General features: G+C 69.2%; 20 protein-coding genes. 6 read left to right on the forward strand and 14 right to left on the reverse strand.

Annotated elements, in window-relative coordinates; all coding sequences use genetic code 11:
- Positions 1–14: 14 nt before the first annotated feature.
- The 6 genes from G4D83_RS09345 to G4D83_RS09370 all read right to left on the reverse strand — a co-directional run bounded on the left by G4D83_RS09345 (position 15) and on the right by G4D83_RS09370 (position 4,323).
- A complete protein-coding gene (locus G4D83_RS09345) occupies positions 15–1,043 on the reverse strand; it encodes an ADP-ribosylglycohydrolase family protein (RefSeq protein WP_163864326.1) in 1,029 nt (342 codons plus the stop codon).
- Positions 1,044–1,456: 413 nt separating this feature from the next.
- Positions 1,457–1,717 (reverse strand): hypothetical protein, encoded by a 261-nt coding sequence (locus G4D83_RS09350; RefSeq protein ID WP_163864327.1) that lies wholly within the window; start codon positions 1,715–1,717, stop codon positions 1,457–1,459.
- Entirely contained in the window at positions 1,714–2,160 is a 447-nt protein-coding gene (locus G4D83_RS09355; protein WP_163864328.1) for an RrF2 family transcriptional regulator, read from the reverse strand. Before G4D83_RS09355 ends, G4D83_RS09350 begins: the two co-directional genes overlap by 4 nt.
- 2 nt (positions 2,161–2,162) lie before the next feature.
- Positions 2,163–3,152 carry an FAD-binding oxidoreductase gene (locus G4D83_RS09360; protein ID WP_163864329.1) on the reverse strand — a complete coding sequence of 330 codons (990 nt, stop codon included), beginning with the start codon at positions 3,150–3,152 and terminating at the stop codon, positions 2,163–2,165.
- Positions 3,153–3,170: 18 nt separating this feature from the next.
- Positions 3,171–3,554 (reverse strand): group I truncated hemoglobin, encoded by a 384-nt coding sequence (locus G4D83_RS09365; protein WP_163864330.1) that lies wholly within the window; start codon positions 3,552–3,554, stop codon positions 3,171–3,173.
- Between the two features lie 139 nt (positions 3,555–3,693).
- Positions 3,694–4,323 (reverse strand): flavin reductase family protein, encoded by a 630-nt coding sequence (locus G4D83_RS09370; RefSeq protein ID WP_163864331.1) that lies wholly within the window; start codon positions 4,321–4,323, stop codon positions 3,694–3,696.
- Positions 4,324–4,701: 378 nt separating this feature from the next.
- Here G4D83_RS09370 and G4D83_RS09375 point away from each other — a divergent pair, with 378 nt between their 5' ends.
- Complete coding sequence (locus G4D83_RS09375) at positions 4,702–5,379, forward strand: ArsR/SmtB family transcription factor (protein ID WP_163864332.1); 678 nt, start codon at positions 4,702–4,704, stop codon at positions 5,377–5,379.
- 15 nt (positions 5,380–5,394) lie between these two features.
- Here G4D83_RS09375 and G4D83_RS09380 read toward each other — a convergent pair whose 3' ends face one another.
- The 5 genes from G4D83_RS09380 to atpG form a co-directional block, all read right to left on the reverse strand.
- The gene (locus tag G4D83_RS09380; RefSeq protein ID WP_163864333.1) at positions 5,395–5,808 is read right to left on the reverse strand and encodes a F0F1 ATP synthase subunit epsilon; all 414 of its coding nucleotides are present in this window, start codon (positions 5,806–5,808) and stop codon (positions 5,395–5,397) included.
- Positions 5,809–5,830: 22 nt separating this feature from the next.
- Positions 5,831–6,400 carry a hypothetical protein gene (locus tag G4D83_RS09385; protein WP_163864334.1) on the reverse strand — a complete coding sequence of 190 codons (570 nt, stop codon included), beginning with the start codon at positions 6,398–6,400 and terminating at the stop codon, positions 5,831–5,833.
- Between the two features lie 31 nt (positions 6,401–6,431).
- Positions 6,432–7,874 (reverse strand): F0F1 ATP synthase subunit beta, encoded by a 1,443-nt coding sequence (gene atpD / locus G4D83_RS09390; RefSeq protein WP_163864335.1) that lies wholly within the window; start codon positions 7,872–7,874, stop codon positions 6,432–6,434.
- 176 nt (positions 7,875–8,050) lie between these two features.
- Complete coding sequence (locus G4D83_RS09395; RefSeq protein ID WP_163864336.1) at positions 8,051–8,848, reverse strand: prohibitin family protein; 798 nt, start codon at positions 8,846–8,848, stop codon at positions 8,051–8,053.
- Positions 8,849–8,958: 110 nt separating this feature from the next.
- Positions 8,959–9,840: an ATP synthase F1 subunit gamma gene (gene atpG / locus G4D83_RS09400; RefSeq protein WP_163864337.1), complete on the reverse strand. Its 882-nt coding sequence runs from the start codon at positions 9,838–9,840 to the stop codon at positions 8,959–8,961.
- A gap of 225 nt (positions 9,841–10,065) precedes the next feature.
- Between atpG and G4D83_RS09405 the strand changes: the two genes are divergently transcribed.
- The 4 genes from G4D83_RS09405 to G4D83_RS09420 all read left to right on the forward strand — a co-directional run bounded on the left by G4D83_RS09405 (position 10,066) and on the right by G4D83_RS09420 (position 13,018).
- Entirely contained in the window at positions 10,066–10,497 is a 432-nt protein-coding gene (locus G4D83_RS09405; RefSeq protein WP_163864338.1) for a response regulator, read from the forward strand.
- Between the two features lie 78 nt (positions 10,498–10,575).
- The gene (locus tag G4D83_RS09410) at positions 10,576–11,223 is read left to right on the forward strand and encodes a SanA/YdcF family protein (protein WP_176433301.1); all 648 of its coding nucleotides are present in this window, start codon (positions 10,576–10,578) and stop codon (positions 11,221–11,223) included.
- 108 nt (positions 11,224–11,331) lie between these two features.
- Entirely contained in the window at positions 11,332–11,604 is a 273-nt protein-coding gene (locus tag G4D83_RS09415) for a hypothetical protein (protein WP_163864340.1), read from the forward strand.
- 49 nt (positions 11,605–11,653) lie between these two features.
- Positions 11,654–13,018, forward strand: a complete 1,365-nt coding sequence (locus tag G4D83_RS09420; protein WP_163864341.1) for an IS701 family transposase — start codon at positions 11,654–11,656, stop codon at positions 13,016–13,018.
- 66 nt (positions 13,019–13,084) lie between these two features.
- Here G4D83_RS09420 and G4D83_RS09425 read toward each other — a convergent pair whose 3' ends face one another.
- Together G4D83_RS09425 and G4D83_RS09430 are read right to left on the reverse strand one after the other, a co-directional pair.
- Entirely contained in the window at positions 13,085–13,411 is a 327-nt protein-coding gene (locus tag G4D83_RS09425) for an immunity 53 family protein (protein WP_163864342.1), read from the reverse strand.
- A gap of 135 nt (positions 13,412–13,546) precedes the next feature.
- Positions 13,547–15,016 carry an SMI1/KNR4 family protein gene (locus G4D83_RS09430; RefSeq protein ID WP_163864343.1) on the reverse strand — a complete coding sequence of 490 codons (1,470 nt, stop codon included), beginning with the start codon at positions 15,014–15,016 and terminating at the stop codon, positions 13,547–13,549.
- Positions 15,017–15,465: 449 nt separating this feature from the next.
- Here G4D83_RS09430 and G4D83_RS09435 point away from each other — a divergent pair, with 449 nt between their 5' ends.
- Positions 15,466–15,810, forward strand: a complete 345-nt coding sequence (locus G4D83_RS09435; protein ID WP_163864344.1) for a thioredoxin family protein — start codon at positions 15,466–15,468, stop codon at positions 15,808–15,810.
- An 18-nt stretch (positions 15,811–15,828) separates the two neighbouring features.
- On the opposite strand, the gene G4D83_RS09440 is transcribed toward G4D83_RS09435, so the two are convergent.
- Complete coding sequence (locus tag G4D83_RS09440) at positions 15,829–16,029, reverse strand: hypothetical protein (protein ID WP_240356227.1); 201 nt, start codon at positions 16,027–16,029, stop codon at positions 15,829–15,831.
- Positions 16,030–16,222 lie beyond the last annotated feature (193 nt).

Consider the following 16,222-nt stretch of genomic DNA (forward strand, 5'->3'; position numbering starts at 1 on the left):
AGACTCGCGAGGGGCTAGCGGCGGCGCTGGTGCGCCAGGGCCGTGGCCAGCGTCTCGCGCACCTGGTGGGCCCGGAACAGCCGGTCCGCGGTGTCCACCAGGTTGTCCATGTACAGCACCTGCTTGCGCAGTCGCGCGGGGAGCGCGCGCGTGCCCAGGTGCGCGCCCAGCAACGCGCCCGTCAGCGCCGCCGCGACGTCCGCTTCTCCGCCGCAGCGCAGCACCAGCGCCACCGCCTCGCGGAAATCGTGGGGCACCTTCAGCGCGGCGTACAGCGACGTGAGCAGCACGGGCACCACGTGCGAGGGCAGCCCGTCCACGCCCTTCAGCTCGCTGGGGGGCACGCCCACCTTGCGAAGCTGCGACAGCGCGCGCGCGGTGTCCCACGTCAGGAGCCGGGGCAGGTGCCGCAGCTCCTCGGCCAGCCCCTTGTCGTGCACGGCGGCCGTCAGCGACACCTGCTCGCAGAAGGCCGCGGGCGTCAGCGGCTCCTCCTCCATGCCCAGCGCGGCGGCCTGCGCGAAGGCGGCGGCGGCGGCGGCGCAGACCGGGTCCTTGTGGGTGATGACGGTGAGCACGCCCGCGTCATGCGGCAGGCGCGCGCGCTGACCGCTCTCCAGGAGGCCCACCACCAGCGAGCGGCTGAGCACCGACGGGCAGCGAGTCCCCAGGGGCGCGCCCGCGCTCATCCACGGCGTGCCGCTGGCGAGCCGCTGGAGCGACTCCGCGAGGCTGCGAGGCGGCTGGAGGATGATGCCCTCCTGCCACAGCCACGCCAGGTGCGCCGCCGCGCTGCGCCCGTCCACGCGGCCCTCGCGGATGACGCTCTCCGCCGCCGCGAGCAAGAGCTGCGTGTCGTCGCTGAACTGGCCCTTGGCGAACTTCCCTCTCGGCCGGGGCGCGAAGTCCTCGGCGAGCCCTGGCAGCCGCGCGAGGCTCGCGGGAGGAATGCCGCGCAGCGGAAAGCCGAGCGCATCACCTATGGCGAGCCCCACGAACGCCGCTTGGAACCTGTCCTGGCGCTCGGAGGGAGTCAGCGGCATGGATTCGAGGAGATTAACCGAGGCTCAGGGCTGGACGGACAGGGAGAAGCGCGCGAATCGCGTGAAACGCGCGCGGCTTCCGACGAAATGACACGCGTGGGGACTTGACTCGCGGAGGAGGACGGCACCCGCGTGTTTCACGCGAACGACTTCCGCTCCGTACACCAGGACGCCCGCCGTCATCACCGTCCACCCTCCTTGCCTCGTGCCCCCCGAGTCGTCACACGCGGGGGTGGGCTGACTATCGCAACCAGCACGCGCGCGGCAAGCCCGAGCACCAGCATGCATTCGCGCACCTGCACGCGTGTCCAACTCCGGAAGCTTCAGCGCGTCCGCTCACACGGAGCGCATGGCGCACGAGGACCGCGCAGGTGGCAGCCCCACGCGGGAGTCGGCACACGCGCCGTCACGCGTCACGCGTCGTCGCGGCCCAGGTTGACGACGGCCTGCAAGCGCGCCAGCACCGCCTCCGCGCCCTGGTGCAGGTGTGTCCCGTCCCAGAGTGCGGGTGTGGAGTGGCCGCCACGCAGCGTCCAGTCCAGCTCGGCTTCCGCGTACACGAGGTTGCGGAAGACAATGCGGTCCTCCAGCGCGTGGTCGACGATGTAGAGGCGCGCCACGGCGGAGGGCTTGTCGGCGATGCGGTGGAACAACTCGAGCGGAGCAGAGGTCATGGCGCCGTCACGGGAAGGAAGAGGTCGGCCAAATCCTTGCGGGAGCGGCCGACCAGGTCCGCCAGTGTGTACCGGTCCAGCACGGCGAGGAAGGCCTCACGTGCCTCGGACAACACGCCCTTGAGCCCACAGGCCGGAGCGATGGGGCACGTGTTCGTCTCGCGGTTGAAGCACTCCACCAGCTCGAAGTCCGGCTCCGCCGCGCGCAGCACCTTGCCCACGGAGATGTCCTTGGTGGGGCGTGCCAGCGTGACGCCACCGGAGCGCCCCGCTTTGACTTCCACGAAGCCCTCGCCCGACAGCGTCTGCACCACCCGCACCAGGTGGTGCTTGGAGATGCCGTACGCATCCGCCAGCTCCTGGGTGGAGGCGAGCCTTCCGGGGCGGGCGGCGAGGTAGAGCAGGACGCGCAGCGAGTAGTCGGCGTGGAGGGTGAGGTGCACGGTCAGCGGGCTCCGACGGGCTCCACCCGAGGAGCGCTCGGCAGGAAGGCATCCGCGTGGAGGTCCTTCAGCGAGAGTCCCGAGAGGAAGAGCTTCTTGCGCAGGGATAACACCATTCCGGAATCGCCGCAGAGCCACGCGCGGAAGCCCACCGGCTTCGGGCACTCCGCGCGGATGAGCACGTCGAGCGCTCCCTCGGCCACGTCGCGGCTGCCGCCCGTCAACACGCCAGGCCTGTAGTGGAAACCCGAATGTCGCGCGGCCAGCTCACGCAGCGCGTCCATCAAGTAGAGCCCCTCGGGCGTGCGCGCGCCGTGGAAGAGCCAGATGGGTCCGGTGTGCCCCGACTCCAGCGCGTCCCGGGCGATACCGTAGAGGGGCGCAAGCCCCGTGCCGGTGCCCGCCAACAGCAGCGGCTGTTCGGGACGGCCGGAAACGTAGAAGCAATTCCCCGCCGGACCCTGCACGGCCAGGGTGTCACCGATGCGTGCCTCACTGGCGAGCCAGCCGCTCATCGCGCCGCCTGGCACCAGGCGCACGTGCAGCTCCAGCAGGCCCTCGCGCGGCAGGCTCGCCAGCGAGTAGCTGCGGGCCAGCCCATCCTCCCGCAACAGCGACACGTACTGCCCCGCCCGATAGTCGAAGGGCGCGGCGGTGGACAGGCACACGCGCAGCACGCTTTCGGACAAGAGCGTCAGCGACTCGAGACGCGCGGGCACACGCAGCGCGTCCGCGCCCGCCACCTCCAGCTCCGTGCCCACGATGGGCTTGCAGACACATGCGAGGAAGTAGCCCTGCGTGCGCAGCGTGTCCTTCAGCCCCACGCGCGCGGCCTCCGGGATTTCGCCAGACAACGCGCGCATGAGGCAGGACTGACAGGCTCCGGCGCGGCATGCGTTCGGCACGGCCACGCCCTGCCGCAAGAGCCCGTCCAGCACGCTCTCCTCGGACTCCAGCGGATACCACCGCGACTCGTGCTTCACCCGGGCCATGGCGCGCCTCCCCTTGCTTCAGCGGTTGAGCACGTCCGCGCGAGCCCCTCCGGCGATGGCGAGCACGCGTGCCACCAGCGGCGCGGGCACGTTGAGCTCCTCCAGCGTCGCGCGCAGGTGCTCCACCACCGCGTCGAAGTGCGTCTCGTTCAGCCCGCGCGTCACCAGGGGCGCATGACCCGCGCGCATGTCCTTGCCCGAGTAGTTCGACGGCCCGCCCGTCACCATCGTCAGGAACGCCTTCTGCTTCGCGGCCTGGCGCTCCATGTCCACGTCCTCGAAGAAGTGGCTGATGCGGTCGTCCGACAACACCTTCCGGTAGAACACGTCCACCGCCGCCGCCATCGCCGGCTCTCCGCCAATCTGCTCGTACACGCTCTTCTCGTGCGCCACCGTGCTCATCTCGGTCCGCCCCTTTCGCCCGCTCGGGCATAAAGATGCATTTCAAATGCATTGATTCGAGCGTAACGTCAACTCCGGTGGGACAAGGCTGTTGAATCAACGGAATCAGGCGGCCCCTGGGGGCACCGTCGCGGGGGCGTCATGTCTCCGCGCGGAAGTTGCGGCCCATGGTCGCGCTGGTGCCGACGTAGTGGCGGAACACGTAGAGCAGGGGCAGCCAGCGCTCGACGTCGATGTGCTGCGTGCCCGGCACGGTGACGGACTCGTGGGCGTGGACGCGGGTGACGCGCAACTCGGCGATGACGAAGGACGGCTCGGGCGCGTCGAGCGTGGGCGTGGAGGGGTGCGCGGACAGGAGCACGGCCTCGAGTTGAAGAGGACACTCGGCCACGCGGGGCGGAGCGACGGTGTCCGAGGGCACGGGGGTGAAGCCCGCGCGCTCGAACTTGCGGGGCTCGTGTTGATAGCCCATGGCGCGCTTCTTCTCCGGCACGGGGAAGCGGCCCGTGGTGGGCGCGAGGCGCTCGACCTGTGGCCACAAGGACGCGGAGGGAAGATTCACCACGGCCTCCCGCGTGCGCTCCAGGTTCACCAGGCCCTGGCCAGATTGGCCCAACCCGAGCACCAGCCGATCATCCAGCGCCCACGCGGAGGACAGCGGCGTCAGATTGGGCGAGCCGTCTTCTTGAAGGGTGCTCAAGAGCACCACCGGCGTCCCGAAGTAGAGGATGCGGGGCGTAATCACACGGTGTCTCGTCGGCTCGGTCATGCCCGCGTCCTAGAGCTCAGGTGATGCGAGAAGCTTCGCTGCCCACCGAAGCGTCCACGCGACAGGTCCACCGCCTCGCATGCCTCACGACGCGCGGGGAGCGCCCACCTGCATCGGCACCTGCCGAAACGTCGACTCGACAGGTTCGCCGCCTCGCGAGCCTCACGACACGCGAGTCGACTCCCCACCATGAAACGTCTGCGCGACAGTCCCGCCGCCTCACGACGCGCGAGTCGCTCCCACCTGCTTCGGCATGTGCCGAAACGTCGAAGCGACAGGCCCACCGCCTCGCGAGCTTCAAGACTCGCGAGTCGACCACCCGCGATGCTTCGGCGTACAACGAAACGTCCTGGTACGCTCCGCGCTCAAGCTCCCCCCATGCCCCATCCCATCGACCTCGCCCTCACCGCCTCGCTCATCGGAGACGCCACGCGCGCGGGCATGCTCTCGCGCCTGCTCGAAGGTCCCGCGCGCACAGCGGGAGAGCTCGCACGCGAAGCGGGCATCTCCCCGCAGACGGCGAGCGGGCACCTGGCGAAGCTCCTCGAAGGAAACCTGGTCCGCGTGGAGGTACAGGGTCGGCACCGCTACTACCGGCTCGCCAACCCCGACGTCGCGCGCGCCCTGGAGGCACTCAGCCTGCTCGTGCCCACGCGAGTGGCGCCCGTGCGCGTCCCGGAGCCGCTGCGCTTCGCGCGCACCTGCTACGACCACCTGGCGGGCACGCTCGGTGTCGCGATGGCCGAGGGCCTGGAGCAACGCGGCCTGCTCGAGTCCAGCGAGGACACCTACGCGCTCACGCCCTCAGGCGAGCGCTTCGTGGCGAAGTGGGGCGTGGACCTGGAGGAGCTGTCCCAGGGCCGCCGAGCCTTCGCGCGCCGCTGCCTGGACTGGAGCGAGCGCCGCGCCCACGTCGGTGGGGCGCTGGGCGCCGCGCTGGCGGAGCGCCTCTTCGCGCTGCGCTGGATTGCGCGCCGGCCCGAGGGCCGCGGAGTGCGGCTCACCGTCGAGGGCCGGCGGGGCTTCGAGAAGTCGCTGGGGCTGTCCTGGCCCTGAAGCCAGGACGCTGACTCAGCCCCGGGCGCCCGTGGACGCGGCGCCGATGCGGGCCGCCTCGCGACGCACCGTGGCCTGCTCCAGCTCGTAGCGGGCGTCCTCGGAGGACAGGCCCTTGAGGCGCTCCTGCGCGTCGGACAGGCGCTTGCGCGCACCCTCCACGTCGATGCCGGACACGTGCTCCGCGGCGTCCGCCAGCACCAGCACCTTGTCGTTGGCCACTTCCACGAAGCCGCCGGCGACGAAGTACGCGTCGCGCTTGCCGGCGTCGATGAGCGTCAGCGGGCCCGGCTCCATCAGCGACAGGAAGGGGGTGTGCCCCGGCCGCACGCCAAACAGACCCTTGCCGCCGGGCACGATGGCCTCGTCGGCCTGCACCGACAGGATGCGCTTCTCGGGGGTGACAATCTCCACAGTCAGCTTGGCCATGAGGCTCCTCGCACTACCCAAATCAGAAATGGAGCTGCTGGGTGGTTCCACCCACCGGCTCGAACTCCACCACCCCGCCGTCCGTCAGCCGAGGCCCCTTGCCAGGGATGCCGAGCGTGCCCTCCACCCACTTCAAGTGGTGGGTCATCTGGCGCACCTCGGTGAGCTGCTTCGCGGGAACCAGGTCCGTCAGCCGCCGCTCCAGGACGCGCTGCCCGTCGCGGCCATACTGCCCCGCCACCAGCACGTTCACGGCCCAGCCCGGAGGACCCTTGGGCTTCTTCGCCTTGCCCCGCCTCGGCGCCGGCTCTTCCTTCGCCTTCCCCTTCTCCACCAGGGGCCACAGCACCCAGACGCGCTCGCCGTCGTTGGAGACGAAGTAGTAGTCGTCCACCGTCCCCAGGCACTGCTCCAGCTGCCAGACGGGTCCGCTCTCCTTCGTCACCTCGAGCCGGCACTTGCCCGGGCCGCCGTCCACCATGCGCACGCTGTACAAGCCGTTGGCGCTCACCCGGGCCCGTCCCTTTCGCTCCTCCGCGACGGCGGGGAGCGACAGGACGGTGAGGAACAGGACGAGCGCCGCGTGACGCATGGTCACCTCGGAAAGCGGGTGGATACCGAGTCTACGCGGCCTGCTTGATGGCGTTCTCGACGACTTCGCTGATGGTGCCCGCCATGTAGAAGGCGCCCTCGGGGATTTCGTCGTGCTTGCCCTCGGCGATCTCCTTGAAGCCCTGGATGGTGTCCTGGAGCTTCACGTACCGGCCTTCCTTGCCGGTGAAGACCTGGGCGACGAAGAACGGCTGGGACAGGAACTTCTGAATCTTGCGGGCGCGCGCCACCACCAGCTTGTCGTCCTCGGAGAGCTCGTCCATGCCGAGGATGGCGATGATGTCCTGCAGCTCCTTGTACCGCTGGAGGATGCCCTGGACCTTGCGAGCCACCGCGTAGTGCTCCTGGCCGATGATGCCCGGGTCCAGGATGCGGCTGGTGGAGTCGAGCGGGTCCACGGCGGGGAAGATGGCGAGCTCGGCGATGGAGCGGTTGAGCACCGTCGTCGCGTCCAGGTGGGCGAACGCCGTCGCGGGCGCCGGGTCCGTGAGGTCGTCGGCGGGGACGTAGATGGCCTGCACCGAGGTGATGGAGCCCTTGGTGGTGGAGGTGATGCGCTCCTGGAGGCTGCCCATCTCCGTGGCGAGCGTGGGCTGGTAACCCACGGCGCTGGGGATGCGGCCCAGGAGGGCGGACACTTCCGAGCCGGCCTGGGTGAAGCGGAAGATGTTGTCCACGAAGAGGAGCACGTCACGGCCCTCCACGTCGCGGAAGTACTCCGCCATGGTCAGCGCGGAGAGGGCCACGCGGGCGCGGGCACCAGGCGGCTCGTTCATCTGGCCGTACACGAGGACGGCCTGGCTGGCCTCCAGGTTGTCGGTCTTGATGACGCCCGTGTCCTGCATCTCGTGGTACAGGTCGTTGCCTTCGCGGGTGCGCTCGCCGACGCCGGCGAACACGGAGAAGCCGCCGCGCTCGATGGCGACGTTGCGGATGAGCTCCTGCAGGAGCACCGTCTTGCCCACGCCGGCGCCGCCGAACAGGCCAATCTTGCCACCACGGGTGTAGGGGGCGAGCAGGTCGATGACCTTGATGCCGGTCTCGAACATCTGCACGCGCACGTCCTGCTCCGTGAACGCGGGGGGCGCGCGGTGGATGGGCCAGTACTCCTGCGCCTTCACGGGGCCCATCTCGTCCACCGGCTCACCGGTGACGTTCAGGATGCGGCCCAGGGTGGCCTTGCCGACCGGAACCTGGATGGGGGCGCCCGTGTTGCGGACCGCGGTGCCACGCGCCAGACCCTCGGTGGAGTCCATGGCGATGGTGCGCACCGTGTTCTCGCCCAGGTGCTGCGCCACTTCCAGGGTGAGGTTCTCCTGCTCCGGACCCAGGTTGGCGTTCGTCACCTTCAGGGCGACGTACACCTCGGGGAGACCGCCCGGCGGGAACTCGACGTCGACCACGGGGCCGAGAACCTGGATGATTTTGCCTGCCGTAGGAACTTGAGCGCTCATGGGATTTCGTCTGCCTCGTGAGGGGGAGCGGCCGGCGCCGTGCCCGTCATCAAATTTCGGCCCGGGTGGGAGGGCGGTGCCCCTTTACCGGGGGCCTCCCCCAGAATCAAGCCTCCCGGGGACCTGACCGGTAAGTCCCGCTTAGCGGATCCACGCCCCCGGCGCCAACCCCCCGGCTACTTCCCGTCCACCTGATAGACGAGCGGCAGGTTGCCCTTCGAGCCGCCGCCCACCACCACCACCTTGGCGTTGGGGCTGGAGGCGAGCTTCTCCGTGGCCTCGATGCCCTTGAAGCGCAGGTACTCCTCGGTGAGGCCCTGGCGGACGATGTTCTGGTACTTCGCGATGCCCTCGGCTTCGATCTGCCGGCGCTCGGCCTCCTGGCGCTCCTTGTCCAGGGTGAAGCGCATCTTCTGGCTGCGCTGCTCCTCGGCGAGCTTGTCGGCGATGGCCTCCCGGATGGCGGCCGGCAGGGTGACGTCCCGGACGAGGATGGCCTCCACGACGACGTGCTTGCCCTGCAGGGCCCGCGTCACCTCGTCCTGGATCTCCTTCTCAATCTGCTCGCGCCTGGTGGAGTAGATCTCCTCCGGCGCGTACCGGCCGAACACCTTGCGCGCCTCCGAGCGGGCGATGGGGGCGATGAGGATGTCCGCGTAGCGGGGGCCCGTCTGCGTGTGCAGCTCGAAGAGCTTCGTCGGGTCCACCCGGTAGCGCACGCTGGAGTCCACCTTCAAATCCAGGCCGTTGTTGGAGAGCACGCTCAGCTCGTCCTTCATCTCCTGGACGCGCAAGTCATAGGTGATGAGCGACTTGCCCGGCCTGAGCACGTGCAGGCCCTCGCCATAGGGCTCGCGCTGGGTGCCGCTGCCGAAGGAGTCGAAGCCGATGCCTCCGTGGCCACTGGACACCGTCTCACAGGCACACCCACTGATGCACAAGAGTCCCAGCACCACCCACAGTCGCTGCTTCACGAGGTCCTCCTCACGCGAGCCCACACGCACTCGAGGACGCCTTTAAACGCGAAGGGCCCGCACCCAAAAATGGGGCGGGCCCGAAGGCGCTGCGGACAGGAGGCGAAGGACTACTTGAGCGCCTCGGCGCCGGAGACGATCTCCATCAGCTCCTTGGTGATGACCGCCTGACGGGTGCGGTTGTAGGTGAGCGTCAGGCTGGAAATCATGTCCGAGGCGTTGGAGGTGGCGTTCTCCATGGCGCTCATGCGGGCGCCGTGCTCGCTGGCCACGCTCTCCAGCAGGGCGCGGTAGACCTTGATGTTGACGGCCTGGGGGACCAGGCGGTCCAGCACGGCCTGGCGGTCCGGCTCGTACTTGAAGTCCACCATCGCGGTGGCGCCCTCGGCGGGGGGCGCGCCGGCGCCGAGCGTCTGCAGCGGCAGCAACTGCGCGACGACGACCTTCTGGTTAATCGCGCTGATGAACTCGTTGTAGACGATGTGGACCGCGTCCACCTCGCCGTTGAGGTAGCTGGCGACCAGTTCCTCGGCCACGTCCGCGGCGGCGCGGTAGTTCAGCCGCTGGTACAGGCCACCGAAGTCCTTGCGGATGGTCTGGTTGCGGTTGCGGAAGAAGTCGTTGCCCTTGCGGCCCACCGTGGAGACCCGGATGCTCTCCAGCGCGGTGTTCTCGTAGATGAAGCGGTTGGCGCGGCGGGTGATGTTGGAGTTGAAGCCGCCCGCGAGGCCACGGTCCGACGTCAGCGTCAGCAGCTCCACGCGCTTGACGGGACGGGACACCAGCAGCGGGTGGGTGAGGTTGTCGTCACCGGAGCGCGCCGACAGGTCCGCGATGATCTGGTCCAGCATCGTCGCGTACGGACGGGCGGCGAGGATGGCGTCCTGCGCCTTTCGCAGCTTCGCGGCGGAGACCATCTTCATGGCCTTGGTGATCTGCCGCGTGTTCTTCACCGAGCGGATGCGCTTGCGAATGTCGCGAAGGGACGCCATGGGACGGAGGACTCCTGTGGGACGTTCTGCCCAGGTGCGCCCGGGTGGGAGCAAGGCAGTCTGACGGCGGGGCCCCCTATATAAGCGGGCCGCAGGCCGGTCAACGGCAGTCCTGCCGGGGCTTTCCCGACACGCGGCCCGGGTGCTCCCGCAAGCTCCGGCGGAGGGCTGCCGGGCGGGCACCCCCGGCTGTCGGTGGCGTGCGAACCCCTTACCTTCCAGGGCATGGCCTCGACCGTCGCCTCCGGTGGACCCCTGCTCATCGTCGAGGACGACGTGGATATCCGCGAGGCGCTCCAGGGCTACCTGGAGCTCCAGGGCTACGAGGTCCGCGTGGCGGGTGACGGCCGGGAGGCGCTGGCGCACCTGGCGGGCCCGGTGCCTCCCTGCCTCATCCTGCTGGACATGGGGCTGCCCGTGCTGGACGGCCACCGGGTGCTGACGGCGCGTGGGACGGACCCGGCGCTCTCCAGGGTCCCGGTGGTCATCCTGTCGGCGGAGACGGCGGACATGAGCCCTCGAGACAGGGCGGTGTACGCGGCGAGCCAGGGCGTGGCGGCCTTCCTGCCCAAGCCGGTGGACCCCAGGCGGCTCCTGGAGACGCTGCGGCGGCTGTTGCCGGGGCTGGCCGCTCCCCAGGCGGACGCGCCCCTTTGACGCAGGCAGTCCACACGGGGCTTTGCCAGGGCGGTGGGTCGTAACAGAATGGCGCCTGGAGCGGTGGTTCCAGGGTCCATGAAGCCAACCCGAGCGAGCGGTATCTGGGCGCGCAGGGCCCTCATCCTCCTGCTCGTGGGCACGGTGGGCCTGCTCGTCACCTCGCACCTCGTGCGGGTGAGCTACGAGGAGCGCATCGTGTCGTTGGCCGAGGCGCCGTCCGCGCCGGTGGCGCTCGTCTTCGGCGCGGGGCTGGCGCCGGGCGCGGTGCCCTCTCCGGTGCTCGCCCAGCGGTTGGACATGGCGATGGCGCTGTGGCGCGAGGGCAAGGTGCGCGCGGTGCTGGTGAGCGGGGACGAGGTGAAGCCCTTCCACCACGAGACTCGGGCCATGCGGCGCTATCTGCTGGAGCGCGGCGTGCCGGAGGAGGCGGTGCTGGGCGATGAGGCGGGGCTGTCCACCTACGACAGCTGCCTGCGGGCGCGCGGCGTGTTCGGAGCGAGCCAGGCGCTGCTCGTCACCCAGCGCTTCCACCTGCCCCGGGCGCTGTTCATCGCCAACTCGGTGGGCATCGACGCGTGGGGCGTGGCGGCCGACGAGGGGCGCTCGACGCCCTGGCGCTACACCGTGCGCGAGACGCTGTCGCGCGTGCTGGCGCTGGGCATGGTGGTGCTGAAGGTGGAGCCCGTCTACCCCACGGGCCGTGCGGCGTTCCCGAAGGGCTGAACGGTTGAACCCGGCAGGCGGGCGGGCGGCACGAATTGCGGCGGTGCTCGCGGGTTCTCATTGTTGAGACACGGCGGCCGGCCCACCCCGCTTGAGCGAGGAGACACCATGCGATTCAAGAAGCTCGGTTCGGAGGACGTGGGCGAGTCCACCTCATTGCGTCACGTGAATCAGGACACCGGCGAGGAGGAGATCAACATCTCCGACCAGGACATGGCGGCGACGCCCCCTCTGGAGGAGGAGCCGGACTTCCGAGACATCCTGCCGGACCAGATTCACGAGTTCCGTCGAGGTGACGAAGAAGAGGAAGAAGTGGAGCTGACGGCCCAGCCCGAGGAGCGCTTGCGCCCCGCGCGCAGGGATCAGCTTCCGGAGAGCTAGTACTACCCGGTCACTTGAATCCGGGTGGCGGTCATGATCTACGGTCGGGATGACACCGGCACAGCTGCGCAAGCTGGATGAGGCGCTGAGCGCCTACCTCGATGAGATGGTGGTCGGCATGGGACGGCTGGAGCGGCGCCGGGCCATGGAGGCTTATGTGACGGGCCTGCTGCTGGACGGGGAACGCAAGAGCATCGAGCCGATGGCGTCCCGACTGGTTGAGGACGCCCGCGAGGTGGAGGCGATGCGCCAGCGGCTGCAGCAGTGCGTCTCGCAGGGGACGTGGAGTGACGAGGCGCTGCGAGAACGGCTGGCTAGGAAACTGGAAACCCAGGTGCCGGAGTTGGAGGCCCTGGTGGTGGACGACACGGGGTTTCCCAAGAAGGGGCAGCACTCGGTGGGGGTGGCCCGGCAGTACTCGGGCACGTTGGGGCGCACGGACAACTGCCAGGTGGCCGTCAGCCTGCATCTGGCGGGGCCGCGAGGCAGCGGATGCATCGGCATGCGGCTGTACCTACCCGAGGACTGGGTGGCGGACACGGCGCGGCGCAAGGCGGTAGGTGTCCCCGAGACGGTGGGAGCCGCGCGCAAATGGGAGCTGGCGCTGGAGCAGTTGGATGACGCGCTGAGATGGGGCGTGCGGCGGCACGTCGTCCTGGCGGATGCGGGGTACGGCAACTGCCGAGAGTTCCGCGAAGGACTCACGGCCCGGAGACTGCCCTACCTCGTCGGCGTGCCAGGGCAACACAAGGTATGGCCTCCAGGAACTGCGCCGCACCTGCCGGTGAAGAAGGCGGGCGAGTACGGGCGCCCCCGGACGCGCTTCGTCACCGACAGCGGCGTGCAGCCCTGGACGATTGAAGAGCTGGCGCGCCAGTTGCCCGAAGAGGAGTACCGCCGTGTCAGCTGGCGCGAGGGCAGTCGTGGCACGCAGTCCTCCACCTTCGCCGCGGTGCGAATCCAAGTCGCCGAAGGCCACGTCGTCCGCAAAGCGCCAGGCACTCCCGAATGGCTGCTGTGTGAGTGGCCGCAGGGGGAAGCCGCGCCGACGAAGTTCTATCTCTCCTCATTGCCAGCGGACACGCCTCTCAAACGCCTCGTCACCCTGGCAAAGCTGCGCTGGCGCGTGGAGCGGGACTACCAGGAGATGAAGGGCGAAGTGGGGCTGGACCACTTCGAGGGCCGCACCTGGAGAGGCTTTCACCACCACGCCACGCTGTGCATGGTGGCCCACGGTTTCCTCGCGCTCCGTCGAGCGCTTTCCCCCCCAGAGCAAGACGCCGTGGACGCTGCCCCAGGTTCGACGTCGCCTTCAGCACCTGCTGCTGCGCCGCATCGGCCATTGCCCGCTGTGCCTCCGCAGACTCGGAGCTCGCGCTCCTCCTCTCGGGCCGTCCCGCATCTGATCAAGTAGTACTAGGCTCTCGGCGTTACCGGTTCGATGGCGAGGCCGGGCTGAAGAGGCCCGCGCCCACCGCCGTCACCCGCCAGAGGGAGGGAGCAGAGCGCTTCCGCTCGCGAGCTTCCCCTGCCACGCCAGGAAGACACCCAGGATCTCCCGCAGGTTCGCAACTCCACCGAACCCCTCGAAGACGTCGGCACGCACTCGGCAGCGAACCCAATCCTCGTCCGTCCGATCGATTATCACTTCCTCGAAGACGACCCCCGACAACTCCGTCTGGGTCAAGTCGACATAGACTGACCACCCTGGGTTATCGAGGCTTTCGATCCGAACACCGTACTGGTGCTCCCAATCTCCATTGGAGTGATTGGCAAGCCAGCCTTCGAGCGCGCGCAGAGCATCCATCGTCATTTCTCCTCCCAGGAGTTGACGATGAGGAACGGCGAGACCACGCCAAGCTGACATCGACGGGCTTCTCGCATCGAGCCGCGGGGCGGCCCCTTGCTGAATCGAGGGGCCGCGCGTGGACACGAGGAGTGACTACCTCCTCGCCTTGGCCTTCTTGGCGGCCTTCGCGGGTGCCTTCTTCGCAGCGGCCTTCTTGGCACCCGCCCTCGGCGGAGGGGCCTTCTTCGCGGCGGGCTTCTTCGCAGTGGCCTTCGCCGGGAGTGCCTTCTTCGCGGCACCCTTGGCCACTGCCTTCTTCGCGGGTGCCTTCTTCGTGGCGGCCTTCGCGGGTGCCTTCTTCGCGGATGCCTTCTTCGTGGCGGCCTTCGCCACTGCCTTCTTCGCGGCGGACTTCGCCGGTGCCTTCTTCGCGGCAGGCTGCGCGGGAGCCACCTTCGCTGGCACCTTCGTCGCGGCGGGCTTCTTGCCGACGGCCTTGCTCACGGCGCTCGTCGCAGGAGCCGGCGCCGGTGGCGTAGCCGCCTCCTTCGCCTTGGCCTTCTTCGCGACAGGCTCGGCCTGAGGAGCACCCGCTGGCTTCACCTCGGCGGGCGTCACGGCCTCCTTCGCCTTCGCCTTGGCCTTCTTCGCGACCGGCTCGGCCTGAGGAGCAGCCCCCGGCTTCACCTCGGCGAGCGTCACGGTCTCCTTCGCCTTGGCCTTCTTCACGACAGGCTCGGCGGGGACCTTCGGCTCCGGCGCCTGGGCAGCGGACGGCTTCTTCTTGGGCGCCTTCTTCTCGGGCCCCAGTTCCTTACGCAGCGCCTCCTGCATCGTCGGCCGCACGAACAGCTCCACCTGCGTCACCGCCGCCTTCGACGGAGCCTTCTTCCCACCACCGAGCTTCGCGCCACTCTTCCCGAGCCCAGCACCCTCGTCGCCCTTCCGGCCGCGCGACACGTCGTCGTCGTACTCATAGGCCAGCTCGCGCTGGGCGCCCTGGTCCTCTTCCTCTTCTTCCTCCTCCTCGGCCTCGACGAGCACCTCCTCGTCGACGGCCTCCTCCTCGTCGTCCACCGCGACGCCAGAGAGCGCCCCCTGGAGCACCGCGTTCAGCGCCCTCGCGAAGGTGCGCTCACCGAAGCTCTCGACCTCCGCCGGAGGCACGAGCACGTCGAGCATCTCCTTCAGCGTGCGGTACAGCCGCATCTCGCGCTTCTCGCCCTCCCAGGTGCCGAAAATCCATTCCTCGTCACCCAACGCCTGGACCCAGCCCGGCAGCGGCCCGCCCCCATCCCCCTGCTCCACCATGGCCGACTTGCGCGCGGAGAACAGGTGCCGGTGGGTCCCCTTCATTCCAATGCGCCACACACCCGCCGCTGGAAGACCCTCCAGCTTCAGCCGCGTCTTCTCCATCACGCTCACGGAGCCCTCGGGCCCGTGCAGCGGGAAGAGACTCACGTCTCCGTGAAACTCGCCCCCGTTGAAGGACAGGTACAGGTGGCCGAGGTCCTCGGGGAATGGAACGCCACACTCCGTCTCCGCCCACCGGACCTCATCCGCGGACACACCCGATGACGCTGCCTTCGCTGACTTCCGCAGTGCCTGCAACCACTCGTGCATGACCCCTCCACGACAACACCATTGCCACAACCTTACGGCGGCTGTGCCCTCCCGCGCAGTGCGCCTGTTGGGCTTTTGATGCGCCCGCGCGCGGGATGATCCAGCCCCCGAGGTAGGGCCCGCCAAGCCCTCCTCGCGACCTACCACGACAACGCCCGGCCTGGGCTCCATCCATCCCCTCCCTCGGGAGGAGGACCCGCCTCCAAGCCACCGGGCCCCAGCCTCCGACCCCGCCCCAGGTCCCAGGTGGCCCACCGCGCTTCCGCTGATCCACGCCGCGCCCGTGGCAGCCCCGCCCGTCCCAGGCCCCTGTGTCCTGGCGTCGACACGACCCACGTCGAGCCCCACGAAGCCGGGCGGGATGACCACCCTCCCAACCCCCACGCCTGGAGGATGCCCCCAGCCGAGCCTGGCTTGAAGCCGGCAGAGCGACCCGTTAGGCAAGGGGCATGGCACATCCCGTGAGCTATGAGGGAACGGCGGAGAACTTCGACCAGCTCGTCATGGAGCCGAAGGGCGAGCTGGTGGTGGTGGACTTCTGGGGTGACGGCTGCCCCAACTGCGACATCTACGCCGAGGCCGAGCCCATGCTCCTCTCGGAGCTGGACGGCGCGCCGATGCGCGTCGTGAAGGTGAACGCCTACCAGCACGAAACGCTGGCCCACCGCTTCGGCCTCTACGGCATCCCCACGTTCCTCCTGTTCCGCGATGGGAAGCTCATCGGGAAGATGAGCCAGTACTACGGCAAGGAGTACTGGCTCGGTGTCGTCCGCGAACACCTGCCGACGGTTTGACGCCTCACGGCGCCGTGCTCAACCCGCCCGGGTGAGCCGCGCGGCTTCTGGGGGACTCGCGGCGGCCACCATGGCATCGGCGGCCCGGCGCGTGTTCGTCTCGATGGCGACCTGACACAGCGCCGTCTGCGCCTGGAGCTGGAAGACGAGGGGCCGAATCGAGCATCGCGCCAGCGATGCCTCCTCCGACAGGCCCCATGAAGCCCCACATGAAGACAATGCCCCGCGCCTGGTCATAGAGCGCCTGCGCATGAGTGCGAAAGACTTCCGCGTCGTAAGCGTGTCTGGGCTTGATCCGCTTCAGTGGACACCAAGGAAGAGGCAGGTACGGTGTCCAACATGACGGAAGTGAAGAAGCCACGACGTCCCCGGCGTAGCTACACGGAGGAGTTCAAGGCCGGGGCGGTGAGGC

Source organism: Myxococcus eversor (genome assembly GCF_010894455.1).
Classification (GTDB): domain Bacteria; phylum Myxococcota; class Myxococcia; order Myxococcales; family Myxococcaceae; genus Myxococcus; species Myxococcus eversor.

What these genes read in the sequence shown, in the direction of transcription:
- G4D83_RS09345 (WP_163864326.1), bottom strand. Translation starts at nt 1,043, where the DNA reads ATGCCGCTGACTCCCTCCGAGCGCCAGGACAGGTTCCAAGCGGCGTTC.
- G4D83_RS09350 (WP_163864327.1), bottom strand. Translation starts at nt 1,717, where the DNA reads ATGACCTCTGCTCCGCTCGAGTTGTTCCACCGCATCGCCGACAAGCCC.
- G4D83_RS09360 (WP_163864329.1), bottom strand. Translation starts at nt 3,152, where the DNA reads ATGGCCCGGGTGAAGCACGAGTCGCGGTGGTATCCGCTGGAGTCCGAG.
- G4D83_RS09365 (WP_163864330.1), bottom strand. Translation starts at nt 3,554, where the DNA reads ATGAGCACGGTGGCGCACGAGAAGAGCGTGTACGAGCAGATTGGCGGA.
- G4D83_RS09370 (WP_163864331.1), bottom strand. Translation starts at nt 4,323, where the DNA reads ATGACCGAGCCGACGAGACACCGTGTGATTACGCCCCGCATCCTCTAC.
- G4D83_RS09375 (WP_163864332.1), top strand. Translation starts at nt 4,702, where the DNA reads ATGCCCCATCCCATCGACCTCGCCCTCACCGCCTCGCTCATCGGAGAC.
- G4D83_RS09380 (WP_163864333.1), bottom strand. Translation starts at nt 5,808, where the DNA reads ATGGCCAAGCTGACTGTGGAGATTGTCACCCCCGAGAAGCGCATCCTG.
- G4D83_RS09385 (WP_163864334.1), bottom strand. Translation starts at nt 6,400, where the DNA reads ATGCGTCACGCGGCGCTCGTCCTGTTCCTCACCGTCCTGTCGCTCCCC.
- atpD (WP_163864335.1), bottom strand. Translation starts at nt 7,874, where the DNA reads ATGAGCGCTCAAGTTCCTACGGCAGGCAAAATCATCCAGGTTCTCGGC.
- atpG (WP_163864337.1), bottom strand. Translation starts at nt 9,840, where the DNA reads ATGGCGTCCCTTCGCGACATTCGCAAGCGCATCCGCTCGGTGAAGAAC.
- G4D83_RS09405 (WP_163864338.1), top strand. Translation starts at nt 10,066, where the DNA reads ATGGCCTCGACCGTCGCCTCCGGTGGACCCCTGCTCATCGTCGAGGAC.
- G4D83_RS09410 (WP_176433301.1), top strand. Translation starts at nt 10,576, where the DNA reads ATGAAGCCAACCCGAGCGAGCGGTATCTGGGCGCGCAGGGCCCTCATC.
- G4D83_RS09415 (WP_163864340.1), top strand. Translation starts at nt 11,332, where the DNA reads ATGCGATTCAAGAAGCTCGGTTCGGAGGACGTGGGCGAGTCCACCTCA.
- G4D83_RS09420 (WP_163864341.1), top strand. Translation starts at nt 11,654, where the DNA reads ATGACACCGGCACAGCTGCGCAAGCTGGATGAGGCGCTGAGCGCCTAC.
- G4D83_RS09425 (WP_163864342.1), bottom strand. Translation starts at nt 13,411, where the DNA reads ATGGATGCTCTGCGCGCGCTCGAAGGCTGGCTTGCCAATCACTCCAAT.
- G4D83_RS09430 (WP_163864343.1), bottom strand. Translation starts at nt 15,016, where the DNA reads ATGCACGAGTGGTTGCAGGCACTGCGGAAGTCAGCGAAGGCAGCGTCA.
- G4D83_RS09435 (WP_163864344.1), top strand. Translation starts at nt 15,466, where the DNA reads ATGGCACATCCCGTGAGCTATGAGGGAACGGCGGAGAACTTCGACCAG.